Genomic DNA, 24,993 nt, shown 5'->3' with positions numbered 1-24,993 from the left:
GCCGAAATACTTGGTGATTGCTGCGGTCAGCGTCGTCTTGCCGTGGTCAACGTGGCCAATCGTGCCAATGTTGACGTGCGGTTTTGTACGCTCAAACTTTTCCTTTGCCATTCCTCAGGCGCCCTTTTGCGATTTGGGGGACCCTTGGTCCCGTGGTTACATCTGCGCGCGCGAGATATTTGGTTCAAAGCGGAAAATCAAGCACATCCTGAGGGAAATCCTCAAAACTATGCCGGGTTTTGTACCGCCTGTCCGGATTCAATCGGTTGGATCAGGCCGGGGCGCAGGTCGAACCACCCGTTGTCCTTGTGCTCTTCAGCCAGCCATTCCTCGACGCGGTCGGCCACTTTCAGTGCCAAACCGCTCATCTGCTCTTCTTTGGTGCGTTCGTTGCCCGAGCCCTTCAGAGCGCTGCCACCGGTGGTATCTTCGAGGACCTGGAACTGCTTGCCCTTGGCCAGAAACTCTTTCTTGCCGACATCATAGACGTTGACCAGAACGATCGCTGTGCTTTTGGGGTTGTAGATCACCGGAATACCAGGAGGCGCCAGCATATAGCCTTCGAGGCTGATCCCGATGTCATACTCCTGCGAGCCCTGATAGCGACCAAGGCGGATATCGACGGCCTTCTGGATCGCTTCGGTCCATTCCTGGGGCGTCGCGTCACGAGACACCGGCCCCTGGACGGCCTTGTCGGCAAACGCATAGTTCACACGCAGCTTGAATTCACCCAGATCTTCCGGTTCTTCATAGAGTTGCGTCTGCGTGCAGGCGCCCACCAGGGCCAGTCCGGTAATCAGGGTAAGAATGCGCAGCATTGTCTCGTCTCGATAGGCGTGTTTTTCTTTGATCTAGCGCACCGATGCAGCTTGTGCCAAGCCGTATCGGCAGATTTCCACCGTGGTCGGAGCACGATCACGAGAACTTGTAATCGCGCGGGAACCCATAGGGCGGTTTTTTTCCGACGCTTGCGCGCTTTGCCAGCCATTGAGACATATCTGACTCATGCCGCGTCTTGTCGCCGCCCATTGACCATTTCAAACCGTCCTCCCAGTTGAACGTCGTCAGGTCGGACAGGCCGCCATCCAGCTCCAGCGTGCCCTGGCGCCCGCGCGCCATGTTGTATTTCTGGAGACGCACGCCCTTGCCCCGCGTCATCTCGGGCAGTTCGGAGACCGGGAACACCAGAAACTTGCCATTCTGTGATACCACAGCGACGTGATCGCCCTCGATCGGCTTGCAGATCACCGCGCGCTCGTCATCCTTGACGTTCAGCACCTGTTTGCCGTTGCGGGTCTGGGCCAGCACCTCGTCCTCGGGCACCATGAACCCGTTGCCCGCATCCGAAGCAACCAGCAATTTGCGCCCCGGCTTGTGGATCAGGATATCGACGATCTGCGCCTCGTTGGGCAGATCGACCATCAGGCGCAGCGGCTCACCCATTCCCCGGCCACCGGGAAGGTTCGCGGCGCTGACCGTGTAGACCCGCCCGTTCGATGCGAAGACCAGCAGCCGGTCGGTGGTTTCCGCATGGAAGATGAACCGCGGCCCGTCGCCGTCCTTGAACTTCAGCTCGCGGTTCAGGTCGATATGGCCGGTCATGGCGCGGATCCAGCCCATCTGCGAGCAGACGACCGTGATCGGCTCCTTGTCGATCATCGCCTCAAGCGGTACGTCCTCGACCTCGCCTGCTTCGGCAAACCGGGTGCGACGCGCGCCGCCCTCATAATCCTTGCCGAAGGTCTTCTTGGTCTCTTTCAGCTGCTCGGCGATCTTGGCCCATTGCAGACCCTCATCCGCCAGCAGATCCTCGAGTTCTGCGCGCTCTTCCATCAGCGCGTCACGCTCACGGACCAGTTCCATCTCTTCGAGCCGACGCAGGCTGCGCAGGCGCATGTTCAGGATCGCGTCGACCTGAACTTCGGACAATTCGCCCTCGCCCGGCTTGGGCGAGACATAGTCGGCCTCGCTGGTGGCGCGGACATGGTCGATGCCCCAATTCTCGCGCATCAGCGCGGCCTTGGGATCGTCGTCATAGCGGATGATATCAATCACGCGGTCGAGATTCAGGAAGGCAACGATAAAGCCCTCCAACACCTCCAACCGGTGGTCGATCTTGGCCATGCGGTGACGAGAGCGGCGCAGCAGCACCTCTTGCCGGTGATCGAGGAAGGCGCGCAGTACTTCCTTCATCGAACAGACCTTGGGCGTCACCCCGTCGATCAGCACGTTCATGTTCAGGCTGAACCGCACCTCGAGATCCGAGTTACGATACAGCATGTTCATCAACACCTCGGGGTCCACGTTCTTGGAGCGCGGTTCGAGGATGAGGCGGATGTCGTCGGCGGATTCGTCGCGCACATCGCCCAGGATCGGGATCTTTTTGGTCTGGATCAGCTCGGCGATCTTTTCGATCAGCTTGGATTTCTGAACCTGATACGGGATCTCGGTGACCACGATCTGCCACTGGCCGCGGCCCAGATCCTCGACCTCGTATTTGCAACGCAGCCGGAACGATCCGCGCCCGGTGCGATAGGCCTGCGCGATATTCTCGGCCGGTTCTACGATTACGCCGCCCGTTGGGAAATCGGGCCCCGGCACATAGTTCAGCAGCGTGTCGTCACGCGCGTCGGGCGTCTTGATCAGATGCAGACAGGCGTCGCACAGCTCGGCGATGTTGTGGGGCGGGATGTTCGTCGCCATGCCCACGGCAATGCCTGAGGCGCCATTGGCCAGAAGGTTCGGGAACTGTGCCGGCAAGACGACCGGTTCGGTCAGCGTGCCGTCATAGTTGTCGCGGAAATCGACGGCGTCCTCGTTCAGCCCCTCCAGCAACGCCTCGGCAACGATGGTCATCCGGGCCTCGGTGTAGCGCGAGGCCGCCGGGTTGTCGCCGTCGATATTGCCGAAATTCCCCTGCCCGTCGACCAGCGGGTAGCGGACGTTGAAATCCTGCGCCAGACGCGCCATCGCGTCATAGATCGCGGCGTCCCCGTGCGGGTGATAGTTACCCATCACGTCACCCGAGATCTTGGCCGACTTGCGGAACCCGCCCGAGGAGCTGAGTCGCAGCTCGCGCATAGCGTAGAGGATTCGCCGGTGAACCGGCTTCAGCCCGTCGCGCGCATCCGGCAGCGCGCGGTGCATGATGGTGGAGAGAGCATAGGTTAGATAACGCTCGCCAATTGCCCGGCGCAGCGGTTCGGCCACCTCGCCCCCGGCGTCGGGGGCCTCCATGTTGGGGTCGTCGATCGTGTCGTTCATAGATGATGTGATACGACGCCCGGCGCGCGTGGTAAAGCAACCAAGGCATATTTTGCTGGGGACAAGTCGGGGTTTTTGCAACAGGGGGAGCCAACCCGGCGATTTCCCCCGATTTTCGACTCGGGACCCGAACTATGGTAGGATCCCAACAATTGAATGCTGCCTTTTTCTTGTTGTTATGATTACCGGGGGATGCGCCATGACGCGCCTTATGCTTGTTACTTTTGCCATGCTCGGCTGGTTCTTCTACGTCATGAGCGGTGGATCCGAATTCGAACCGCGCGGAACCCGCGCCGAGGCACCACCCGTCGTTGCGGCAGCTGAGAAACCCGAGCCCGGGCCACTGGTCCCCTCCCCGGCAACCGAGCTTGTGACGAAAGTGGCCCTGCGCCCCGCCAAGCCGTCCGAACCTAAGCCGGAACCGATCCCCGCCGCCGATGCCGTCGATACCGAGGCGTTGCTGGCGCAGATCGCGGCCGGTCTGAATTCTGATCTGTCCAGTTTCGACAATACCGGCGGTACCTTTTCGCTGGCGTCACTGGATGAAAACGCGGCCGTCCAGGTTTTGGACACCGACGCCGAACCGGAAACGGCAGCCGCCCCTGCACCCGTAGAGCCGCCGAAAGACATTCGTATCGTGTCCGGCACCCGCGTGAACATGCGCGACGGCCCCGGCACGATCTATCCGATCATCGGCAAAGCGCGGATGGGTCAGCAGGTCGAAGTTCTGAGCGAGTCCGGAACCGGTTGGCTGCGCCTGCGCGTGTTGCCCGAGCAACAGGTTGGCTGGATTTCCTCCTCGTTGATCCGAAAAAGCACAAATTGACGTGATGCCGTCATTGCCGGAGGCCGATCCTCGCAATAGTTTTTGCCGAGGACGACTTTGGGGCAGACATGCAGAAATCCATCCTCATCACCGGATGCTCATCCGGCATTGGTCTGGACGCGGCACACGGGATGCGTGCACGCGGATGGCGCGTGTTTGCCGCCTGCAGACATCAGCGCGATTGCGACAGGCTGAGGGCTCAGGGCTTTGACAGCCCAAGAATCGACTATACCGATGCCGAAACGATCACTTCGGGATTGGCCAGTGTTCTCGAAGCAACGGGCGGCACGTTGGACGCGCTGTTCAACAACGGTGCCCATGGGCTGCCCGGCGCGATCGAAGATGTGCCCACCGACGGGTTGCGCCATATCTTCGAGACCAACGTTTTTGGCTGGCACGAACTGACGCGCCAGGTGATACCCGTCATGCGTGCACAGGGCCATGGCCGCATCGTGCAGAACTCGTCGGTACTGGGTCTGGTCGCCTTTCCCTGGCGCGGTGCCTACGTCGCCACGAAATACGCCATCGAAGGCCTGACCGATACGATGAGGCTGGAGCTGCGCGGCACCGGCATCAAAGTGGTGCTGATTGAACCCGGTCCCATCACCTCTAAACTGCGCGAAAAAGCCATACCGGTTTTTGAACGGTTCATAGATTGGGAAAACTCGGCCCTGCGCGACAAGTATGAGGGGTCGCTGCTCAAACGTCTGTACGAAGACTCGGGTCCCGACCGGTTCGAGCTGCCGGCGTCTGCGGTAACCGAAAAACTTGCCCGCGCGCTCGAGGCAAAGTCGCCCAAGGCTCGATACTACGTGACCACACCGACCTATATCGCGGGTTATCTGCGCCGCATTCTGCCAACGGGCACGATAGACCGCATCCTTTCGGGTATCTGAGACGAAATTACCCGTTCGCTTTCGCGGGCCGCCCCGCTAGATGGTGCGCAAAGGATACAACAAATGCGGACGGTGAGTTCATGGACCTTCTAATGGGCGTACTTCTTTTGGCCATGGCGGCGGTCGTCGTTGTTTTGGCCATCGGCATATCCAATTTCGGCAAGGGCGGCATGGCGGCTGCCAAGAAAAGCAACAAGATGATGCGGCTGCGCATCCTGTTTCAATTCATTGCCGTGGTGCTGATCGTGCTCTACGTCTATCTGCGTGGACAGGGAGTGCAGTAGATGGTCGTTCTGAACAAGATTTACACCCGCACCGGCGACGACGGCAAAACCGCGCTGGGCAATGGCGAACGGGTTGCGAAATACTCGGGCCGCGTGGCGGCCTATGGCACGGTGGACGAACTGAACGCCTTTGTCGGCGTGGCCCGCACCGAGGCCGAGGGCGAGGTCGATGCGGCGCTGGCCCGCATCCAGAACGATCTGTTCGACCTGGGCGCTGACCTGTGCCGCCCCGACATGGAAAAAGACGCCGAGGCCGACTACCCGCCCCTGCGGATCGCCCCGGCCCAGATCGATCGTCTGGAATCGGAAATCGACGCGATGAACGCCGACCTCGAGCCGTTGCGCAGTTTCATCCTGCCGGGCGGATCAAAGCTGGCGGCGCATCTGCATGTCTGCCGCACGGTCTCGCGGCGCGCCGAGCGTCTGTCAGTCGAACTGACTAACATGGAACCGGTGAACGAGGCCGCGGTGAAATACCTCAACCGCCTCAGCGACTGGTTCTTCGTGGCAGCCCGCTGCGCCAACAATGGCGGCCGCGATGACGTCTTGTGGGTTCCGGGCGCGAACCGCTGAAAGCGGCACAACGTCCAGCGGACGTTGTGGCGACCGGAAGGGCGAAGAAGCGACCCGAAGGGCGGGCGCGGCCCGCTGAGACAAAAACTTCTTGAGAGCGATTTCGCACCATCCGGCGCGGCAAAACCGCCCATCGGCCGGGTAACAATATTTCGTTCCTTCACGTCAAAAAGCGTGAAACGCGACGTCCCCACGACATGACGTGACGATTTTGCCCTGTCCCGACGCCCCGCAAGGCGCTATCTAGGCCGACGAGAGCATTGGTGGAGTCGCATTGCGGCTTGCCGTTTTTGTAAGGAGCGTACGCAAAAATGAAGGTACTTGTGCCTGTCAAGCGCGTGATCGACTACAACGTGAAAGTTCGCGTCAAAGCGGACGGCAGCGGTGTTGATCTCGCCAATGTCAAAATGTCGATGAACCCGTTCGACGAGATTGCCGTCGAAGAGGCGATCCGCCTGAAAGAAGCCGGCAAGGCCGACGAGGTCGTGGCCGTTTCGATCGGCGTCAAGCAGGCGCAGGAAACGCTGCGCACCGCGCTGGCGATGGGTGCAGACCGCGCCATTCTGGTTGTTGCTGCGGATGACGTCCACCAGGACATCGAGCCGCTGGCGGTTGCCAAGATCCTGGCCAAGGTGGTCGAGGAAGAACAGCCCGGACTGGTTCTGTGCGGCAAGCAGGCGATCGACAACGACATGAACGCCACCGGTCAGATGCTGTCGGCACTGCTGGGCTGGAGCCAGGGCACCTTCGCGTCCGAACTGGACATCGAAGGCGACACCGCCAAGGTCACGCGTGAAGTTGACGGCGGTCTGCAGACCATCAGTGTCAAGATGCCGGCCATCATCACCGTCGACCTGCGCCTGAACGAGCCGCGCTATGCGTCGCTGCCGAACATCATGAAGGCCAAGAAAAAGCCGCTGGACGAAAAAACCGCCGCCGATTACGGCGTCGACGTCACGCCGCGCCTCGAAGTCGTCAAGACCGAAGAGCCGCCGGCACGCGCCGCTGGCATCATCGTGGGCTCGGTCGACGAGCTGGTCGGGAAACTCAAAGAAGCGGGGGCTGTGTAATGGCTGTACTTCTGCTTGCCGAAGTCAACAATGGCGAACTGGCGATGGACGCAACCGCCAAGGCGGTCACCGCAGCCAAGCAGCTGGGTGACGTGACCGTTCTGGCCGCGGGCGGCTCGGCCGCCGCAGCCGGCGAAGCCGCCGCCAAGATCGACGGCGTGTCCAAGGTCCTGGTCGCCGAAGACCCGTCGCTGGGCCACCGTCTGGCCGAATCGACCGCCGCGCTGATCGTCAGCCTGGCCGATGGCTATGAACATATCGTGGCGCCCGCCACCACCGACGCCAAGAACGTGATGCCGCGCGTGGCCGCGCTGCTGGACGTGATGGTCATCTCGGACGCGTCGGGCGTGGTGGACGGCTCGACCTTCGAGCGCCCGATCTACGCGGGCAACGCGATCCAGACCGTCAAGTCGAACGACGCCAAGAAGGTCATCACCTTCCGTACGGCCAGCTTTGATGCGGCCGGCGAAGGCGGATCGGCCCCGGTCGAGACCGTATCGGTCGGTGAAAACCCCGGCCTGTCGGACTGGGTCGAGGACAAGGTCGCCGAAAGCGACCGTCCGGAACTGACCTCGGCCGGCGTCGTTGTCTCGGGCGGCCGTGGTGTTGGCTCGGAAGAAGACTTCAAACTGATAGAAGCCCTGGCCGACAAGCTGGGCGCGGCGGTTGGTGCCAGCCGTGCGGCAGTCGACTCGGGCTATGCCCCGAACGACTGGCAGGTGGGTCAGACCGGCAAGGTCGTTGCACCCGATCTGTACATCGCGGTTGGCATTTCGGGTGCGATCCAGCACCTGGCCGGCATGAAGGATTCGAAGATCATCGTCGCGATCAACAAAGACGAAGAAGCTCCGATCTTCCAGGTCGCGGACTACGGCCTGGTTGCGGACCTGTTCCAGGCCGTGCCGGAGCTGACCGAAAAGCTGGGCTGATACGTCCAGACTTCGAAGCGATCAAGGCCCGCCAATCGGCGGGCCTTTTTCATTCGAGGTCACGGATCGCAGGCAGCAAACGTTCGGCAATGGCCCGGTGCGTGGCAGGCCCGATCATATATTCCGCCATCGGTTGCTGCATCGTACCGAACAGCATGTCCTCAAGATCATTCGAAGCACCTGAAGGGCGCACCGTCATCTTCACGGTTGCTACCCCTCCATCCGACACTCCATCAATCATGGCCTGTGTAATTGGCACCGGATCAGATACCCCACGCGCAACCAGCCCGACTGCCGGGCTGTGATCCCAGTCCAGCCACAGCAGCAGAACCCGGCTGGTGACGTTGTCCAACAGGGTGCGAAGCGCCTCTGCCCAAGCCCGCCGCAACTCGGCGGCCACCACTTCGAAGCGTGCGTCCGAAAATGCCGACAACCTGGACATAAGGTGCCGCACAAAATGAACGTCGGCGAAGTCAACTTCGGGGTACAACGCGGAAAGGTCCGAGGTTGCCTGGAGCACCCGATCATTGCGTCGGGGATGAACACGGTAGAACCGGTTGGACTGATTCAGCGCCGAGGGCAGTTGCAGAACGCAAACCTCGGCGCCATTCATCAGGCTCAGAATTTCCGGATCCCGCGCCAATCCCTCGGCACCCGTGAACAGACTGCCCAGATTCAGACACTGCATTTCCAGCCGCTGCTCCAACGCTGCGGGAAACGGAGAATCGACGAACCGACCGAATGTCTCGGTGCCGCCGACGCAGGCCACATATGGTACCTGCAACGCACGCTTTGGCCCGCGAAACCACAGTTTTGACGCCCTGTACCGGCAGACGGATTCCTCGACACCGGTCGCGCCCGACTCATGATAACTCATGTCAGCCACCCATTTTCTTCACCCAATTGCCATTCTGCGGCCTTAGGTGTTTAGAAAACTCTAATGTGCGCATTTGAAGCGAATTGGACCGGTCCCAACCCCTTGCCGCCCAACCCGGACTGCCGATAATGTCCCCCTGAACCTTGATGCGGAAGGCAGTTCAATATGGACGTGAAATCAGTCGGAGTAATCGGCGCGGGCCAGATGGGCAACGGAATTGCCCACGTGATGGCGTTGGCAGGGTATAACGTTCTGCTGAACGACATCAGCCAGGATGCGCTGGATGCTGCCATTGAGACGATCAAGGGCAACCTGGCTCGTCAGGTGTCACGCGGCAAGATCGGTGACGACGAGATGCAGGCCGCATTGCAGCGGATCAAGACCACGCTGAATCTTCCGGAGATCGGCCAGACGGACCTCGTGATCGAAGCCGCGACCGAACGTGAGGCCATCAAGCAGGCGATTTTCGAGGATCTGCAGCCGCATTTGCAGGCCCACACGATCCTGACGTCGAACACTTCGTCCATTTCGATCACACGGCTTGCCAGCCGGACGGATCGGCCGGAGCGTTTCATGGGGTTCCACTTCATGAACCCGGTGCCTGTCATGCAATTGGTCGAGTTGATTCGCGGTATCGCCACCGACGAAGAAACCTTCGCCACCTGCAAGGCCGTGGTGGATCGGTTGGGCAAAACCGCCGCCAGCGCCGAGGATTTTCCGGCCTTCATCGTGAACCGTATCCTGATGCCGATGATCAACGAGGCTGTCTATACTCTGTATGAAGGGGTCGGTAGTGTTCAGTCGATCGACCAGTCCATGAAGCTGGGCGCCAATCACCCCATGGGTCCGCTGGAACTGGCCGATTTTATCGGGCTGGACACCTGTCTGGCCATCATGAACGTCCTCCATGATGGGTTGGCGGATACAAAGTACCGCCCCTGCCCGTTGCTGACGAAATACGTCGAGGCCGGCTGGCTGGGCCGCAAGACCGATCGCGGGTTTTACGACTACCGTGGCGAGGTTCCGGTCCCGACGCGCTAGGCCGTCAAGAGACCGCCCCGCTCGCCCGCGATCTTTTAGCGCAAATGAACGGTGGATCAGGCTTGTGGTGACTGCCCCAAGCCCAGCGTGTGTTTTCTGAGCCAGGTCATGAATCCGCGTGGGTCGCGTTCGAGCAGTTTCATGTCCTCGTCCGAAATCGGTTCTCCGATCACGGGGCCGACCGGTTTGTTGCAGGACCGGACGATCTCGTGCAGCAGAAGTCCCTGACGCAAAATTGCCGATAGTTTGTTGGCAATCTGGTACCAGCGCGAATTGCTGCCGGGGAAGTAGATGGGCAGAACCTTGGCACCGGATCGCCGGATCATCTTTGCGGTGAACACGTTCCATTCGCGTTCCTGAGCCGGGCCGAACCACGTGTCGGACGACATCACCACGCCGGATGGGAACAGCGCGACGACACCACCGTTCTTGAGGTGCTCCATCGCTTTGCCCCGCATCTCAAGCATCTTGCTCTGGGCTTCGGGGTCATGTGGGAACGGGACAGGGATCATGAACGAGGTTGCGGCCTCGTCCAGCCCGGTCAGAACCGAGCGGGTCAGGATGCGATAGTCCTGGCGCACGCGTCCGATCAACTCGGCCAGGATCATGCCGTCCACCATCCCATGCGGGTGATTGGCCACCACCACAACGGGCCCCTCTTTCGGAATGCGCGCAATCTGGTGTTCGGGCGTGGTCAGGTCGATTCCCATGATACCCAAGGCACCACCCCAGAATTTCTGGCCGCGATACTTCTCATTCTGCTTTTCGAACTTGTTGACCATGCGCAGAATGGTCAGCTTGCCCGTGCACCATTCGATCGCCTTGATGGCCGTCGAGGTCCAGGCGTCGTCAAACGAATTTGCGTAGGTTAGCGTGCGGCGGTCGTAGATTTCGCCCGCTTCCGCGGTCTCGGCCACCACCGTGTTGGTCTTGGTATCGTGCGTGGTTTCCGCCAATTCCTGGTCTTCCCGTTCTTGTTTCGTGGCAGTGCCCTGCGTCAGAAACCTTCGCCGAACTTGTCGTTCACCAATGCTTCCAGCGCGTCTGCCAGCGCCTCAGCATCCGGCCCGGACGTTTCGACGTCAATAGTCGTTCCTCGCGAAGCCGCCAACATCAAAAGGCCCATAATGCTGTCACCCGACGCGGACATGCCGTCTTTGGACACTTCGGCGCGGGCGTCAAACCCTTCGACCACCTCGACCAATTTGGCTGAAGCGCGCGCGTGCAAGCCCTTTTCGTTGATGATTTTCAAGCTTTTGGTGGCCATATTCAATCGATCCGATGTCAGTCCAATGTCACATTTTGCGCATTGATGTACTTTCGTCCAGCCTCCATGGCCCTACGGACGGCGTCCCCGACCGGAAGTTGGCGGCTTTTGGCCAGTTTGATCAGCATCGGAAGGTTGGCGCCGTAAAGAATTCTGCGGTCCTGCGGCGCACAGGCGCGCAGGCTGAGATTCGAGGGGCTGCCCCCGAACAGATCGGTCACGACAACAACTCCGTCGCCGACATCCACAGCATCCGCGGCCCGGCAGATTTCGGCCTGCTTTTCCTCGCGATCATGATCGGCGTCGATCGACACTGCCACAAGGCCGGGTTGCTTGCCCACGACGTGCTGCATGGCCGCCAGGTATTCCTGGGCCAATCCGCCATGCGCCACGATTACAATTCCGATCAATCCGGCCTCACATTCAACGATCGACGTTCCATCTCGCGGTGTCTAATTGCCACCGGCTGCCCCTGCTCTGCAAGGGCTTTTGCGACAGCTTCGGCCATCGCGACCGAGCGGTGTTGACCCCCGGTACAGCCAAAGGCGACCGATAGGTGCGTTTTGCCCTCGGCCTTGAAGGCGGGCAGCAGAGACAGCAACAGTTCCACCACCCGTTCGAAAAAGGCGGCATAGTTCGTGTCAGCCTGAACATAGGACGCAACGTCCGGATTGCGACCATCAGCCTCGCGCAGCTCTGGACGCCAATAGGGATTGGCCAGAAATCGGCAATCGAACACCATGTCCAGACCCAGCGGCAGCCCCCGTTTGTAGGAGAAGGACTCGATTGAAACGGCCAGATGCCGGCCCCCTTCCGGCGCGAACCAGCGTTCGACCTCGGATCGCAGCTGGTGCACGTTGAGCACGCTGGTATCGATCAGAGTGTCGGCGATCTCGCGGATCGGCTCCAACAATTCCTTCTCCTGACGGATACCGGTTTCGGGGCTGGCATCGGTTGCGACCGGATGACGGCGCCGGGTTTCCGAAAACCGGCGCAAAAGCACTTCGTCGCTGCAGTCCAGATAAAGCGTGGATAGGTCCACCTGGCTCATCCGACCCAGTTTGGCGACCAATTCGATAAAACCGATGGTCGAGAAATCACGATTGCGGGCATCGATCCCCAACGCCATCGGCCGGGAAGGATCCGCGCCCTCCATCAGGCGCAGCAACAGGCCCATCGGCAAGTTATCGATGGCCTCATAACCCAGATCCTCGAGCACATGAATCGCCGTCGACCGGCCCGCGCCCGACGGACCTGTCACCAGAACGATGCGCGTTTGTGCTGTCATGTGCTTGGCCATTGCGGATCGACGCGCCCCATTTTCATCAGTTGAACTAGTGCTGATGCCAAGTTGGGGACGCCGGCGGCTCGAAGCAAGGGAACAGGATGTCCCAGCACAAGAACCTGTCGCGGTTCCGGCAGTCGCTGGGATTCCACTTGATCCAGATCCACGATCCATTCCAACGGAACGGGGCCGCAGGCCGTGGCGCGCAGCAGGCCGACGCCGCGGGCCTCGATCAATCCTCGGATCTGAGGGACCGCATCCGCAATCACCCGGTCGCCCGACAGGGTTAGGTTTACACGATCATCGGCGACCATGTCCGCGCCGAAGCCCATCATCTGCAATGCGAGTGCCGATTTTCCAGCCCCGGACGGCCCCGAAATCAGGGCGCCGCGGCCTGCAACGGCAACGCATGTGGCGTGCACGCAGACCGGATCATCGCTGGGTTTTTCGGGAAGGCGCAAAGCGCACATCGCTCAAAGGGGAAGACCCACGACAAACCGCGCACCTTGCGGGTCCGACGTGATGTCCGCCTCGGTCGGGCGGATGTTCTCGGCCCAGATGACGCCGCCGTGGGCCTCGACAATCTGTTTCGAGATCGCAAGTCCAAGGCCCGAGTTGTTACCGAAATGCTCGGCCGGGCGCTGCGAATAGAAGCGCTTGAACACCTTGGTCAGGGCCTGATCCGGAATACCGGGGCCAGTGTCTTCAACAACAACCAGAACCCGGTTTTCGCGTTGGCGCACCCAAACGCGGATCGCGTCGCTTTCCTCGCAGAAGGAGATGGCATTTGTAATCAGGTTCACGAAAACCTGTGCTAGACGGGCCTCGAGCCCGTTTATGACGATGGGCTTGGACGGCAAATCCGTGATGTAGTCGATCCCCTTCGATCGGGCATCTTCGCCCAGGTACTGACTGATATTGCCGATCAGCTTCAGAAGATCGAAGGGCTGCTCCTGCTCTTTGACCAGTTCAGCGTCCAGGCGGGACGCATTCGAGATGTCGCTGACAAGGCGGTCCAATCGGCGGACATCGTGCTCAATAACGCCCAACAATTTCTCGCGCTGATCGTCACGCTTGACCATTCGCAGCGTACCGACGGCCGATTGCAGGCTGGCCAAGGGGTTCTTGATTTCATGCGCGACGTCAGCCGCGAACTGTTCGTTGGCGTCTATCCGGTTGTAGAGCGCCGTCACCATTCCCCGCAGCGCACGGCTAAGCCGACCAATCTCGTCCGGGCGGGCGCTCAGGTCGGGGATGCGGATACGGCCGGGATTGACCCCAGTGCCGCGGTCCTTGCCCATTTCCGCCGCAGCGGCCAGATCCGCCAGCGGGTTCGCGATGGTCGAGGCCAGCACAAGGCTGAGACCCACCGAGACCAGCAGGGCAACGACAAACATCTGTAGAATGCGCTCCTGCTCTTTTCGAGCCAGTGCATCGATTTCTCCGGCGGGGCCAGCCATTGCGACAGCCCCCACAGGGGCGCCATCCAGAACGATTGGCGACGCCGCCACAATCACGGTGTCTCCGGCCGCATCAGACACGGCGTGAACCTGCATGTGGCCGTCCAGCGCGTTTGGTATGATGTCCTGAACCCGCTGTGCCAGCGTCGGCGCCTCGGTTTCAGATCCGGTGGTGAAAACCGAATACAGACCATTCCAGACGGCGGTCAGGGCATCAGAGATCAATGTGCTGCCGGTCGGAACATCCGCCTCCGCCTGAATCAGGCCCGGCAATTCCGACACGGTCGAGGAACCCCGTGTCCAGCCGATCAACGTGCCGGTGCTGTCATAGACGAAGACTTCGCCGCCTTCGGGGATGCTCAGCCCGGCAAGTGTCGCCTTGACGTTCAGGTCAGAAGCGTCCCGCGATCCGGCAACCTGGCGCAGCTGGGCCTCGAAGACGTTGCTGACCAGTTGCGCATCGCCAATGAGGTCCCGCGCCGTTTGCTGGACCCTCTCTTTTCGGGTGTCGTCCAGATACAGCAGCCCTGCGACCAGGATCACCAAAGCAATCAGGTTGAACGTGATGATCTTGCGCGCCAGCGGCGAGTTGCGCAGCGTGAAAAGAGTACGCCGCGATCGCCGCGCGCGCAGCTCGGCCGACTCGGGGTCTTGCGGGATGACCCAATCATCACCCAGAACGACGTCACCGTCGCGCAACTCGCTGGATTGCTCGGTGTCACGCACGAAACAAATTCACCTTTGCAGAAAGCCGGGCCGGCTTATTCCTCGTTGTAACGGTACCCGATACCGTACAGCGTTTCGATAGCCGAAAACTCGGGATCAGCCGCACGCATCTTCTTGCGTAGACGCTTGATGTGGCTGTCGATGGTCCGGTCGTCGACATAGACCTGATCATCATATGCGACATCCATCAGCTGATCGCGGCTTTTGACGAAGCCGGGGCGTTGCGCCAAGGCCTGCAGCAGCAGGAATTCCGTGACCGTCAGCGAAACATCGTTCCCCTTCCAGCTGACCGCGTGACGCAGCGGGTCCATGCGCAGATCGCCGCGCTCCATCACCTTTGCGTCCCCGGTGGTTGCCGCCGACGCATCCCCGTCGGTCGCTTCCTGACGGCGCAGCAGCGCACGGATGCGCTCGACCAGAAGGCGTTGAGAGAACGGCTTTTTCACGTAGTCATCCGCGCCCATCCGCAGGCCCAGAACCTCGTCGATCTCATCGTCTTTGGACGTGAGGAAAATCACCGGCATCTGGGTTTTCTGCCGCAGCCGCTGCAGCAGATCCATGCCGTCCATGCGGGGCATCTTAATGTCCAGAACCGCCATATCCGGCAGTTTCTTGTTGAACGCGTCAAGGGCTGCCTGCCCGTCATTGTAGGTTTCGACCTCGAACCCTTCGGCCTCGAGCGTCATGGATACGGACGTCAGAATGTTCCGATCGTCATCCACCAGTGCAATCTTAGACATAGGGCTGCCCCTTTACCTGCTCACTCACGATATATTTTTGCTTTTTGTAGGGCATTCTTGGCTTTTTTAAGGCCGCGAATCAATCCGGATGTACGAATCGCGCCACATTGTTCACGATCCTGCGACAAAAAGGTCGTCCTGCGCTTCCGAAAGTGCCCGGGTTTTCCGACCGGAAAATCTTGGTTGCGCTAAACCCGGCCTTGGTTGCGCTAACTGTGCCAAACCGTCCTGTTCATGCCCTAAACGGCCGTGATATGAGGCCCTTATCCGCCGGACTAACCGGCACTACGCCTCATGAGCGCAGACGGCCCCAACCGCCGCAGCGCCGCCACAGGAGAAGACACGAATGACATTTGGACGGGTAAACCCGCAGTTCCGCCTCGAAGATCAAGGCATCGAGGGGCTGGGCAATGTCTATTACAACTTGATGGAGCCGGCGCTGATTCAGAAGGCGCTCAAGCGGAATGAAGGCACGCTGGGCAATGGCGGAGCGTTTCTGGTGTCCACCGGCAAGTTCACGGGCCGGTCACCCAAGGACAAGCACGTCGTCCGGACCGAAAGCGTGGCGGACAGCATCTGGTGGGAAAACAACGCGGAAATGAGCCCCGATGGCTTTGACGCGCTGTACGCCGACATGCTGGCCCATATGAAAGGCAAGGACTACTTCGTTCAGGATCTGGTTGGCGGCGCTGATCCTGCCTATGCGATCAATGTGCGCATGGTTACGGAACTGGCCTGGCACAACCTGTTCATCCGGCACCTGCTGCGTCGCCCGGACCGCGAGGACCTGGACGAATTCATCGCAGATTACACCATCATCAACTGCCCCAGTTTCCAGGCGGACCCGAAAAAGCACGATTGCCGCAGCGAAACGGTGATTTCGCTGAACTTTGACCGCAAACTGATTCTCATCGGCGGCACCGAATACGCGGGCGAGAACAAAAAGTCCGTGTTCACGCTTCTGAACTACCTGCTGCCTGAAAAAGGCGTGATGCCGATGCACTGCTCGGCCAACCATGCGGTGGGCAACCCGGTCGACACCGCCGTGTTCTTCGGCCTGTCCGGCACAGGAAAGACCACGCTTTCGGCTGATCCGGCGCGTGTTCTGATCGGCGACGACGAGCACGGCTGGTCGGATCGCGGGACCTTCAACTTCGAAGGCGGATGCTATGCCAAGACCATCAATCTGAGCGCCGAAGCGGAACCCGAGATCTACGCGACCACGTCAAAGTTCGGCACGGTGATCGAGAACATGGTCTTCAATCCCGAGACCCTGGAACTGGATTTCAACGATGACAGCCTGACTGCGAACATGCGGTGCGCCTACCCGCTGGAATACATTTCGAACGCCTCCAAGACGGCGCTGGGCGGGCACCCGAAAAACATCATTATGCTGACCTGTGATGCCTTTGGCGTCCTGCCTCCGATCGCCCGGCTGACCCCGGCGCAGGCGATGTACCACTTCCTGTCGGGCTTCACCTCGAAGGTTGCCGGAACCGAACGCGGCGTGACCGAGCCGCAGCCGACCTTCTCGACCTGCTTCGGCGCCCCGTTCATGCCGCGCCGCCCCGAGGAATACGGCAAGCTGCTGCGCGACAAGATCGCCCAGCACGGCGCGACATGCTGGCTGGTCAATACCGGCTGGACCGGCGGCGCATACGGCGTTGGCAGCCGGATGCCGATCAAAGCCACGCGTGCCCTGCTGACGGCCGCATTGGACGGGTCGCTGGCCGATGCCGAGTATCGCAAGGACGCCAATTTCGGCTTCGACGTTCCGGTGACGGTCCCTGGTGTGCCCGAAGTTCTGCTGGATCCGCGCCGCACATGGGACGATCAGGCCGCATTCGACCGGCAAGCCGAAAAGCTGGTGCAGATGTTCGCCGAGAACTTTGAACAGTATTTGCCGTTCATCGACGAAGACATCAAAGCCGTCGCAATCGGCTGAACCGACATGCAGGGGCGCGGTTGCGGGCCCCTGCGCGCACAATAACGGGTCCTTGCAGTTATTTGTTCTTCCTGCAGTTGTAATGTGGCATTGGCATGAACAAATTCGTTGCCCGCCTAAAAATCATGCAGTAAATCAAGGACCCATTACAAGGAAATAGCCCGGCGCAAAATGCACCGGGCCGAGACTGAAAAAACCTTTGGGCAGCTCGCGCGCGGACACTCACACTCGCAAGATGAGCAGCCTAATCAAGGCGGTAGTGTATTATCAAGGGGATGAGTGTCAACATGAGATATGCCGCGTGATAGGCGACTATCATGGGTCATTTGACCAAGCGGATATCAACTGGTGGCACTGGTAAAATCAGGAATGGAAATGACCGAGATCTCGAAACTGGCGGAACTGCGCAAGTTGATGCAGAGCATGGAACGCACGTTGGGGCTCGAAGAGCTTTCTCCGGTAGAGCGTGACATTTATTACGCGGCCGAAGAATTGTCGAAAGACACGCGCGAAGTCCGGACCTATGGCCTGATCGAGCACACTTTGGTACAAAGCGTTTCGCGCCCTACCTTCTTCCGCGCCCTCAAGTCGCTGGTACAGAAGGGCTACTTGTCCCAAAGCGGAAACGCCAACCGGGGACGGTATGTCGTCAACGCCCCGCGTTGACCGCTGAGCAATCCTGAAAGAAGCATGACGTGATGCGATCGTGGGCCTCTGACACGTTTTATGCTTCGTTGGCCTATATCGGCGCATCGTTTCTGACCTTTTGGGTTTTGATGCCCATGCAGAACGTGTTCTTTCCAGAGTACCCCAGCCGCGCCAGCCTGTTGTTTCTTCCGCACGGCGTGCGGGTCCTTGCGGCGTGGCTCTTGGGGTGGCGTGCGATACTGGCCATGCTGCCCGGTGTCTTTCTGGTTTTCGCGACACTCGGTGGCTCGGACGTTTTTCTGACCAGCCGCCTGCTGGCCATCTTGATTGCGGTCACGACGGCGCCGGCCGTATTCTATTTGTTGAAATGGCTAGGATGGGATCTGTTTCCCGCCGCTGATCGGGCGCCCTGCTGGGCCTGCATCATGGGGGTCGGAGTCATCACGTCAATCCTGGTGTCCGGCCTGACCAACCTGGCTTTTGGCAGCGCGACGGCCGAGTATTTTGCCTTTTTGATCGGCGATCTTTCGGGACTGCTGTTCCTGATGTTCGGACTGTTTTTTGCCTTCCGCTATTTTGAACGTAAGGGTTGAGCGTTCAACCGAACACCCCCCTGCGCAGCAAGTTCGCACCTGCGATCATCAGAACCAACAAAGTCGCCTTGCGGAACGTGGCCTGATCAATCCGATCATGCATCTGCAATCCCAGCCACATGCCGGCCAAAGCCGGAAGGGTCAGCGCAGCCGAGAACGGCACGGTTTCAGCCCGCAACACGCCTGATCCAATATGCGCCACGACCAGAGCCAAGGCTCCCAAGCCATAGATTACGCCCTGAATGCGCAATTGTTCGGATTTGGGGGTATTCAGCGCAGTCAGATAGGCAACGGTCGGAGGTCCCCAAACGCCTGATATGCCGCCAATGAACCCGGTAACCGCACCGACTGCGGCCTCGATCTTCGGCGATTGTTCAGACAGGCTCAGTTTCACGCCCAGCAGTTGGATCGTGGCAAAGAACGTGACGGGAATTCCGATCATCAGAAGGAAAGCCTGCGATGGAACCAGGCTGATCAGCTGAGCGCTCGCCAACAAAAAAACCAGCCCGACGGAAAGAAAGACCCGGAACTGCCGGATCGAAGACATCGCTGCCGCGCGTCCTTCTCTCAAGGCCTGGATCCCGTTCGTCACAACGGTTGGCAGGATCAGCCCGGCCAGCGCAAGCTGGGGCGGCAGCATCATGCTGAGCCCCGAAATCAGGACCATCGGCATGGCGAAACCGACCATGCCTTTTACCGCTCCGGCCAGAAAGGCGACCGCGAACGCAAGGCAGAGCTCGGGCAGGGACATCAAAGAAAAAAGATCCATTAACCCTACATATCACCGCAGATTTTCTCTGCACCGCAAAATTCGTTGCGTAATTTTTGGACCTTTTCGACGCATTTTGTGAATTTTTGTTGCGCTGCAGTTGCAGCATGATATGACCAGATAACCCAGCAAAGGACGTGATTCATGGCCCATGACGGACAAGATATGACGAACATGACTTCTCAGCCGGTTCTGCCTGATCTTCTGACCCTGACGGGGGCCGCGCTGCCGGCGGTTCAGTCCGTCTTTGAGCGGGCGCGCGATGCGGTGCGCGAGATGGTCTCGGCCGAAGGTCGCGTCTCGGGCGCTTTGGTCGAGGCGAACCAGACCGCCGCGCATGGGCTGGCCTGGTTGGCCACCTACAATCAGTCGCTGCAGCAGATGCAGAAATGGGCCGAGGCGCTGGACGCTCAAGGCAGGTTCGGCGAGATGGAGCACCTGCTGCACCAGATCGCCTTTGGCGAATACCTGCACCAGGTCGCCGGCGGCATCCCGATGAACCAGGGCGAGGTCGTGCGCCTGCAGGATCTGGGGCTGGGCTGGGACGCGCTGTCGGGCTTCCAATGCGCCGAAGTGCAAACTCTGATGGCACAGGCCAACAGCCAGGCCGCGCGCAGCCGTTTGGTTCAGCTGATGCAAGAGCAATCCGGGGCCACCATGTTCGGCGCCTCGGGGCTGGATGAAGAGCTTGAGATGATCCGCGAGCAGTTCCGCCGCTATGCGCTGGATCGGGTCGAGCCAAACGCCCATGAATGGCACCTCAAGGACGAGCTGATCCCGATGGAAATCATCGAGGAACTGGCCGAGATGGGCGTCTTTGGCCTGACCATCCCCGAGGAATATGGCGGGTTCGGCCTGTCCAAGGCGTCGATGTGCGTCGTCTCCGAAGAACTGTCGCGCGGGTATATCGGCGTCGGCAGTCTTGGCACCCGGTCCGAGATCGCGGCCGAGTTGATCATCGCGGGCGGCACCGACGACCAAAAGGCCCATTGGCTGCCCAAGATCGCCAGCGCCGAGATCCTGCCCACCGCCGTGTTCACCGAGCCCAATACCGGGTCGGACCTTGGCAGCCTGCGCACCCGCGCGGTCAAGGACGAAAACGGTGACTACAAAGTCACCGGCAACAAGACCTGGATCACCCATGCCGCGCGCACCCATGTGATGACGTTGCTGGCGCGTACCGATCCCGAAACCACCGACCATCGCGGCTTGTCGATGTTCCTGGCCGAAAAGACGCCCGGCACCGACGACAACCCCTTCCCGACCCCCGGCATGACCGGCGGCGAGATCGAGGTGCTGGGCTATCGCGGCATGAAGGAATACGAGCTGGCCTTCGACGGCTTCCACGTCAAAGGCGAGAACCTGCTGGGCGGCCAGGAAGGCAAGGGCTTCAAGCAGCTCATGGAAACCTTCGAATCCGCGCGTATCCAGACCGCCGCCCGCGCCATTGGCGTGGCCCAAAGCGCGCTGGACATCGCCATGCAATACGCGCAGGAGCGCAGGCAATTCGGCAAGGCCTTGATCAATTTCCCGCGCGTGTCCGGCAAGCTGGCGATGATGGCGGTCGAGATCATGGTCGCCCGTCAGCTGACCTATTTCAGCGCCTGGGAGAAGGACAACGGCCACCGCTGCGACCTCGAGGCCGGGATGGCCAAGCTGCTGGGCGCGCGCGTCGCCTGGGCTGCGGCCGACAACGGGTTGCAGATTCACGGCGGCAACGGTTTCGCGCTGGAATACAAGATCAGCCGCGTTCTTTGTGATGCCCGCATCCTGAACATCTTTGAAGGTGCCGCCGAGATTCAGGCGCACGTCATCGCGCGGCGTCTGCTGGCCTGAGCGCCCGCCCGTCGCGGTTTCCCCAACTTGACCCGGCCCAGCGCCGGGTCTTTTCTTTTCTGGCAAGCCAAAAGCGCCGAGTGACCAGATCTGCCCTGTTCATTTCACCCAACCGGACCCGCCGGACACATAGGCCGGGAAAATTCCCCCTTGGGTCCCGGCACAGGTTTCGGCTAAGTAGCGGTCGAACCGCATCATGCTGCGCCGCGGCTACGCAGATGCCGAACCGATCTTTGCGGAGTGACCATGGCGCGCCTACTGATCCTTGTTCTTGGCCTGTTGATCACGGGCTGCAGCACGCCGTCCGGCACACCCTCGGGCGACGTTGCCGGTCTGACCCGCGCCATTCAGAACCTCGGCCCCGGTGTCGATCCGCAGGAAGCCGCCCGCGCGGCGCAGATCGCCCATGACTATGCGCTGCAGCTGAGGGCCGAATACCGGGTCTCCGATCCGGCGATCATCCACAACGCCAAGGTCATCAACGGTTTTCGCGAGCGCGGGCTGTGCAATGACTGGGCCGAGGACATGCTCAAGCGGCTGCGGCAGGAAAACTTCCGCACGCTGGACCTGCACTGGATCACCTCGCCGCCGACCCCGTTCCGGATCATCCACCACTCGGCCGCGATCAGTGCCAAGGGCGACGGGCCCTATGACGCGATCGTGCTGGACGGCTGGCGCAACGGGGGTGACCTGTTCTGGGCGCCGGTACGCGAGGACACGCGCTACAACTGGCGCCCCCGGATGGAGGTGCGCGCCGAACTGCTGGCGCAATGACGCTTAGTCGCGGTAGAAAACCCTCATGCTGCGCCTGAGCCTGATCCTGCCCGCCCTTGCCCTGCTGCAATGCGACCGCGACGAAAGCGTCGCCGCCTATGGCGCGGCCGACCGCACCTGGGTGCTGCAGGAGGTGAACGGCCAGCCCTTTGAAGCCAGCGCCCTGCTACGCTTTCCCGAAGACGGCAGGATTGCCGGAAACGCGCCCTGCAACAGCTACTCGGGCACATTGAACGCGCCCTATCCGTGGTTCGAAATCACCGACCTGACCGCCACCCGCGCCGCCTGCGCCGGGCTTGAGGCCGAAGGGTTCTATTTCGCCGCGCTGCTGGCGATGACGCAGTCCGAGGTGTCGGGCGACGTGCTGATCCTGCGTAACGAGGACGGGCACGAGATGGTGTTCAAAGCCGCCGAGTGAACTGATCGACAAAGCGGGCGCGGGCCTCGGGCAGCGGCGTGTGACCCAGCGATGGCGCCACGCGATGCGCCAGGAAATAGCCGGTCGTGCGCAGCCCGGCGGCGATCTCGTCATCCGGGGCGGCCCCCTGCCCGCGCAGCACCGGCGGCAGAGGCAGCAGGCGGTCGGCCCAATCCCCGGCGCCTTCGGCACTGACCGCCCGGCCGGTCTTGGGCGAGACATAGGCCAGCCCCTCGGTAGTGCCGGTCACGGCACAGCGGGTCAGGTCCAGCCCAAAACCCAGCTCTTCAAGCAGGGCCAGTTCCCAGCGCAGGTAAGCCAGCGGCCAGATCTCGTCCTGGCCCAGCAGATCCATCAGCTGTTCCGTCTGTCGATAGATTGCGGGGTGTGGTTCGCGTTCGGGCAGGCAGAAGGATAGCAGCGCCACGACCGCGTTCAGCCCCGACAGCGCCAGCCGCCCCGAAAACGCCGCCGCCGCGCGCGAGCGCAGCGGTTCGACCTGGAAAGTGCCGATATGTTCCTGCAGCCGCGCCCGCCACAGCACGTCTAACTGCGCGCCGGGCTGCAGGATGGGCGCGATCTTGCGGCTGGCACCCCCGCGCACCACGCCCGCATGGCGGCCATGGGTTTCTGTGAACACCTCGATGATGGCCGCGGTTTCGCCGTGGCGGCGGGCGGTCAGAAGAATGCCATGGTCGCGCCAGTCCATGCGGGGCCCTTGGGTTGCCTTGAGGTCGCGTCGGACCGCGACGGTAGAGCGCGGCGCGGAAAGAAGCAAATTCAATCGGAAGACGCCGGCTGACGTGCCGGAATTGTGGACTTGAGCCCGGGGCGATATTACCCAGAACGGGCAGACACGAGACCAAACATGACCGACGCGACCTTTCCTAGCATTTCCCCCGCTTTCCGCCGCGCGGACATGACGGTGCATGCGGTGGGCCTGACGTTGATCTTGATTGCGGGCGGCCTGCTGGTGGCAAAGGCGGCAACCCATCTGCAAGGTCCGCTGGTTGCTGCCGTCGTGGTTTACGTCTTGTGTGCGCTGGCGTCGAACCTGGCGTCCTGGGCCTATCACTTTCTACCGCTGCACGAGCGGCGCACACTGCTGCGGCGCATTGATCACGCGGCGATCTACCCCAGCATAACAGGCACCTTCACACCGTTCTTCGTTCTGTCTGGCACGCCTTGGACCTTGGGCCTTCTGGTCGTGTGCTGGGTTCTGACGGCGGTGGCGGTCTGGAACAAGATCACCAACGAGACAGTGAAATCTCGCTGGTCGACGGCATCCTACCTGGGGTTGGGCGCGCTGGGGCTGCTGGCCCTGCCCGATCTGCGGGGCGTACCGGCGGCGACGTTGTGGTGCATCCTGGCCGGGTCGGGTTGCTATGTGATCGGAACCGCGTTCTACGCCCGCAAGACGCTGCCCTACCGCTATGCGATCTGGCACATCTGGGTGAACCTGGGCGGGATCTCCATGTTCGCGGGCGTCTGGCTGGCGCTATCGCCTTTGTGGTAAGGCAGGCCTAGTCCAGCCCCTCTTCGTTCAGCAGATGGCGGCCTTGCCGGTCTTCGACCTCGATCACCCAAAGATCGGGGTCAAAGCTGCGCTGACGGGCGATGGCCTCGTCCACCTCGGCCTCGGGACCTTTGGCCAGTTCGATCCATTTGCGTGCGCCGCTGAGCAGGTCGAAGCTGCGCTGAAAGGCGGTGGCATTGCCGTCAAGCGTGTTGAGCTTGACCAGAACCGCGCCGGCTGTGTCGTCGCCATGGGCTACGACAAAGGCGGGGATCTCGTGCAGGCGCAGCCGGGCCAGATAGGCGTGGACCCAGAACTCGGCCGTCAGGCGGGTCATGCGTTGCCGTCTTTGAAGTCCAGCCCCATTTCCGAGTAGCGCTCGGCCTCTTCCAGCCAGTTGGGCCGGACCTTCACCTGCAGGAACAGGTGGACCTTGCGATCAAGGAATTCCTCCAACTCGGCCCGGGCGGCCTGGCTGACGGCCTTGATCGTCTCGCCGCGCTTGCCCAGCACAATGCCCTTATGGCCGTCGCGCATGACATAGATGATCTGGTCGATCTTGGCCGAACCATCCTTGCGTTCTTCCCAGTTCTCGGTCTCGACCGTCAGCTGATAGGGCAGTTCCTGATGCAGGCGCAGGGTCAGCTTCTCGCGGGTGATCTCGGCCGCGATCATGCGCAGCGGCAGATCGGCGATCTGGTCCTCGGGGTAGAGCCAGGGGCCTTCAGGCAGATGCTGTGCCAGCCAGGCACGCAAGTCCTCGACGCCGTGGCCCTTCTCGGCTGAGATCATGAAGGTTTCGGCAAAGGGGAAGCGGTCATTCAGGTCGCGGGTAAGTGAAAGCAGCGCGGGGGCTTCGACCCGGTCAATCTTGTTGATCGCCAGCGCCACCTTGCGGCCCTGCGCGATCTCGGACAGGCCATCCAGGATGCGCTCGACACCTTCGGTGATACCGCGATGCGCTTCGACCATCAGCACGATGATGTCGGCATCGGCCGCGCCGCCCCAGGCCGCCGCGACCATCGCGCGGTCAAGCCGGCGGCGGGGCTTGAACAGGCCCGGCGTATCGACGAAGACCAGTTGCGCATCACCCTCCATCGCGACGCCGCGGATGCGGGCGCGCGTGGTCTGCACCTTGTGCGTCACGATCGAGACCTTGGCCCCGACCATGCGGTTCAGAAGGGTGGATTTGCCTGCGTTGGGCTCTCCGATCAGGGCGATGAATCCGGCGCGTGTCGTCATTGTGTGAAGATCCT

Annotated in this window: 29 protein-coding genes; 14 read left to right on the top strand and 15 right to left on the bottom strand. The window is 61.1% G+C overall.

Translation table 11 applies throughout. The features are described 5' to 3' along the window. The 3 genes from ACR0BA_RS17515 to ACR0BA_RS17505 form a co-directional block, all read right to left on the bottom strand. Positions 1–111: GTP-binding protein (locus ACR0BA_RS17515; RefSeq protein WP_170744588.1), on the bottom strand; the 111-nt coding region annotated here is incomplete at its 3' end. Positions 112–227: 116 nt separating this feature from the next. Further along, positions 228–818 carry a hypothetical protein gene (locus ACR0BA_RS17510; RefSeq protein ID WP_170361569.1) on the bottom strand — a complete coding sequence of 197 codons (591 nt, stop codon included), beginning with the start codon at positions 816–818 and terminating at the stop codon, positions 228–230. Positions 819–915: 97 nt separating this feature from the next. After that, positions 916–3,264 (bottom strand): DNA topoisomerase IV subunit A, encoded by a 2,349-nt coding sequence (locus ACR0BA_RS17505; RefSeq protein WP_480729205.1) that lies wholly within the window; start codon positions 3,262–3,264, stop codon positions 916–918. Positions 3,265–3,463: 199 nt separating this feature from the next. Here ACR0BA_RS17505 and ACR0BA_RS17500 point away from each other — a divergent pair, with 199 nt between their 5' ends. The 6 genes from ACR0BA_RS17500 to ACR0BA_RS17475 all read left to right on the top strand — a co-directional run bounded on the left by ACR0BA_RS17500 (position 3,464) and on the right by ACR0BA_RS17475 (position 7,842). After that, complete coding sequence (locus ACR0BA_RS17500) at positions 3,464–4,090, top strand: SH3 domain-containing protein (RefSeq protein WP_480729203.1); 627 nt, start codon at positions 3,464–3,466, stop codon at positions 4,088–4,090. Between the two features lie 68 nt (positions 4,091–4,158). Then, positions 4,159–4,986, top strand: coding sequence for an SDR family NAD(P)-dependent oxidoreductase (locus ACR0BA_RS17495; protein ID WP_170541967.1), 828 nt, complete (start codon positions 4,159–4,161; stop codon positions 4,984–4,986). A gap of 80 nt (positions 4,987–5,066) precedes the next feature. Further along, positions 5,067–5,270: a twin transmembrane helix small protein gene (locus tag ACR0BA_RS17490; protein WP_093965306.1), complete on the top strand. Its 204-nt coding sequence runs from the start codon at positions 5,067–5,069 to the stop codon at positions 5,268–5,270. Next, the gene (locus ACR0BA_RS17485) at positions 5,271–5,843 is read left to right on the top strand and encodes a cob(I)yrinic acid a,c-diamide adenosyltransferase (protein ID WP_093965304.1); all 573 of its coding nucleotides are present in this window, start codon (positions 5,271–5,273) and stop codon (positions 5,841–5,843) included. 311 nt (positions 5,844–6,154) lie between these two features. After that, entirely contained in the window at positions 6,155–6,913 is a 759-nt protein-coding gene (locus ACR0BA_RS17480; protein ID WP_170342626.1) for an electron transfer flavoprotein subunit beta/FixA family protein, read from the top strand. Beyond that, positions 6,913–7,842, top strand: a complete 930-nt coding sequence (locus ACR0BA_RS17475) for an electron transfer flavoprotein subunit alpha/FixB family protein (protein WP_170361565.1) — start codon at positions 6,913–6,915, stop codon at positions 7,840–7,842. The genes ACR0BA_RS17480 and ACR0BA_RS17475 overlap by 1 nt, the downstream gene beginning before the upstream one ends. 49 nt (positions 7,843–7,891) lie before the next feature. Here ACR0BA_RS17475 and ACR0BA_RS17470 read toward each other — a convergent pair whose 3' ends face one another. Then, positions 7,892–8,719 carry a DUF6473 family protein gene (locus ACR0BA_RS17470; protein ID WP_480729200.1) on the bottom strand — a complete coding sequence of 276 codons (828 nt, stop codon included), beginning with the start codon at positions 8,717–8,719 and terminating at the stop codon, positions 7,892–7,894. A 165-nt stretch (positions 8,720–8,884) separates the two neighbouring features. Here ACR0BA_RS17470 and ACR0BA_RS17465 point away from each other — a divergent pair, with 165 nt between their 5' ends. Beyond that, positions 8,885–9,760, top strand: a complete 876-nt coding sequence (locus ACR0BA_RS17465) for a 3-hydroxybutyryl-CoA dehydrogenase (protein WP_170407999.1) — start codon at positions 8,885–8,887, stop codon at positions 9,758–9,760. Between the two features lie 56 nt (positions 9,761–9,816). Here the strand turns inward: ACR0BA_RS17465 and ACR0BA_RS17460 are convergent, their stop codons facing one another. Genes ACR0BA_RS17460 through ACR0BA_RS17430 form a run of 7 tightly spaced genes read right to left on the bottom strand, consistent with a single transcriptional unit; the run spans position 9,817 to position 15,238 of the window. Further along, complete coding sequence (locus ACR0BA_RS17460) at positions 9,817–10,716, bottom strand: lysophospholipid acyltransferase family protein (protein WP_170343441.1); 900 nt, start codon at positions 10,714–10,716, stop codon at positions 9,817–9,819. Between the two features lie 41 nt (positions 10,717–10,757). Next, entirely contained in the window at positions 10,758–11,027 is a 270-nt protein-coding gene (locus ACR0BA_RS17455; RefSeq protein ID WP_170343440.1) for an HPr family phosphocarrier protein, read from the bottom strand. 17 nt (positions 11,028–11,044) lie between these two features. Continuing rightward, a complete protein-coding gene (locus ACR0BA_RS17450; RefSeq protein WP_093965293.1) occupies positions 11,045–11,437 on the bottom strand; it encodes a PTS sugar transporter subunit IIA in 393 nt (130 codons plus the stop codon). After that, entirely contained in the window at positions 11,434–12,315 is an 882-nt protein-coding gene (rapZ, locus tag ACR0BA_RS17445) for an RNase adapter RapZ (protein ID WP_480729198.1), read from the bottom strand. Before rapZ ends, ACR0BA_RS17450 begins: the two co-directional genes overlap by 4 nt. Next, positions 12,312–12,782: an HPr kinase/phosphorylase gene (locus tag ACR0BA_RS17440; protein WP_480729196.1), complete on the bottom strand. Its 471-nt coding sequence runs from the start codon at positions 12,780–12,782 to the stop codon at positions 12,312–12,314. Before ACR0BA_RS17440 ends, rapZ begins: the two co-directional genes overlap by 4 nt. A gap of 3 nt (positions 12,783–12,785) precedes the next feature. Next, the gene (locus ACR0BA_RS17435) at positions 12,786–14,498 is read right to left on the bottom strand and encodes a sensor histidine kinase (protein ID WP_170452895.1); all 1,713 of its coding nucleotides are present in this window, start codon (positions 14,496–14,498) and stop codon (positions 12,786–12,788) included. Between the two features lie 35 nt (positions 14,499–14,533). Beyond that, positions 14,534–15,238: a response regulator transcription factor gene (locus ACR0BA_RS17430; protein ID WP_170343436.1), complete on the bottom strand. Its 705-nt coding sequence runs from the start codon at positions 15,236–15,238 to the stop codon at positions 14,534–14,536. Positions 15,239–15,584: 346 nt separating this feature from the next. On the opposite strand from ACR0BA_RS17430, the gene ACR0BA_RS17425 reads away from it, so the two are divergent. From ACR0BA_RS17425 to ACR0BA_RS17415, 3 genes are all read left to right on the top strand, one after another. Beyond that, positions 15,585–17,183 (top strand): phosphoenolpyruvate carboxykinase, encoded by a 1,599-nt coding sequence (locus ACR0BA_RS17425; protein ID WP_480729194.1) that lies wholly within the window; start codon positions 15,585–15,587, stop codon positions 17,181–17,183. A 375-nt stretch (positions 17,184–17,558) separates the two neighbouring features. Beyond that, positions 17,559–17,849, top strand: a complete 291-nt coding sequence (locus tag ACR0BA_RS17420) for a hypothetical protein (protein WP_093965332.1) — start codon at positions 17,559–17,561, stop codon at positions 17,847–17,849. A gap of 32 nt (positions 17,850–17,881) precedes the next feature. Continuing rightward, positions 17,882–18,424 carry a hypothetical protein gene (locus tag ACR0BA_RS17415; RefSeq protein WP_254430024.1) on the top strand — a complete coding sequence of 181 codons (543 nt, stop codon included), beginning with the start codon at positions 17,882–17,884 and terminating at the stop codon, positions 18,422–18,424. 4 nt (positions 18,425–18,428) lie between these two features. On the opposite strand, the gene ACR0BA_RS17410 is transcribed toward ACR0BA_RS17415, so the two are convergent. Continuing rightward, on the bottom strand, positions 18,429–19,193 hold the full coding sequence (locus tag ACR0BA_RS17410; RefSeq protein ID WP_480632526.1) for a sulfite exporter TauE/SafE family protein: 765 nt from the start codon (positions 19,191–19,193) through the stop codon (positions 18,429–18,431). Positions 19,194–19,337: 144 nt separating this feature from the next. Between ACR0BA_RS17410 and ACR0BA_RS17405 the strand changes: the two genes are divergently transcribed. The 3 genes from ACR0BA_RS17405 to ACR0BA_RS17395 all read left to right on the top strand — a co-directional run bounded on the left by ACR0BA_RS17405 (position 19,338) and on the right by ACR0BA_RS17395 (position 22,221). After that, the gene (locus ACR0BA_RS17405; protein WP_480729191.1) at positions 19,338–21,029 is read left to right on the top strand and encodes an acyl-CoA dehydrogenase family protein; all 1,692 of its coding nucleotides are present in this window, start codon (positions 19,338–19,340) and stop codon (positions 21,027–21,029) included. A 246-nt stretch (positions 21,030–21,275) separates the two neighbouring features. Continuing rightward, positions 21,276–21,803 carry a hypothetical protein gene (locus ACR0BA_RS17400; protein ID WP_480729189.1) on the top strand — a complete coding sequence of 176 codons (528 nt, stop codon included), beginning with the start codon at positions 21,276–21,278 and terminating at the stop codon, positions 21,801–21,803. Positions 21,804–21,828: 25 nt separating this feature from the next. Further along, positions 21,829–22,221, top strand: coding sequence for an META domain-containing protein (locus tag ACR0BA_RS17395; protein WP_480729188.1), 393 nt, complete (start codon positions 21,829–21,831; stop codon positions 22,219–22,221). Here the strand turns inward: ACR0BA_RS17395 and recO are convergent. Beyond that, positions 22,205–22,930, bottom strand: coding sequence for a DNA repair protein RecO (recO, locus tag ACR0BA_RS17390; protein ID WP_170367964.1), 726 nt, complete (start codon positions 22,928–22,930; stop codon positions 22,205–22,207). The two genes, ACR0BA_RS17395 and recO, sit on opposite strands and share 17 nt — an antisense overlap. A 159-nt stretch (positions 22,931–23,089) precedes the next feature. Between recO and trhA the strand changes: the two genes are divergently transcribed. Beyond that, positions 23,090–23,737 carry a PAQR family membrane homeostasis protein TrhA gene (gene trhA / locus ACR0BA_RS17385; RefSeq protein WP_480729186.1) on the top strand — a complete coding sequence of 216 codons (648 nt, stop codon included), beginning with the start codon at positions 23,090–23,092 and terminating at the stop codon, positions 23,735–23,737. 7 nt (positions 23,738–23,744) lie between these two features. On the opposite strand, the gene ACR0BA_RS17380 is transcribed toward trhA, so the two are convergent. Together ACR0BA_RS17380 and era are read right to left on the bottom strand one after the other, a co-directional pair. Then, a complete protein-coding gene (locus tag ACR0BA_RS17380; protein ID WP_149776390.1) occupies positions 23,745–24,074 on the bottom strand; it encodes a DUF1491 family protein in 330 nt (109 codons plus the stop codon). Continuing rightward, entirely contained in the window at positions 24,071–24,979 is a 909-nt protein-coding gene (gene era, locus ACR0BA_RS17375) for a GTPase Era (protein WP_170343427.1), read from the bottom strand. The genes ACR0BA_RS17380 and era overlap by 4 nt, the downstream gene beginning before the upstream one ends. Positions 24,980–24,993: the final 14 nt, after the last annotated feature.

This window comes from Ruegeria sp. CI5, from assembly GCF_056536885.1.
The sequence above is the reverse complement of the archived record's forward strand: the minus strand, read 5'-3'. Positions and strand labels throughout refer to the sequence as shown.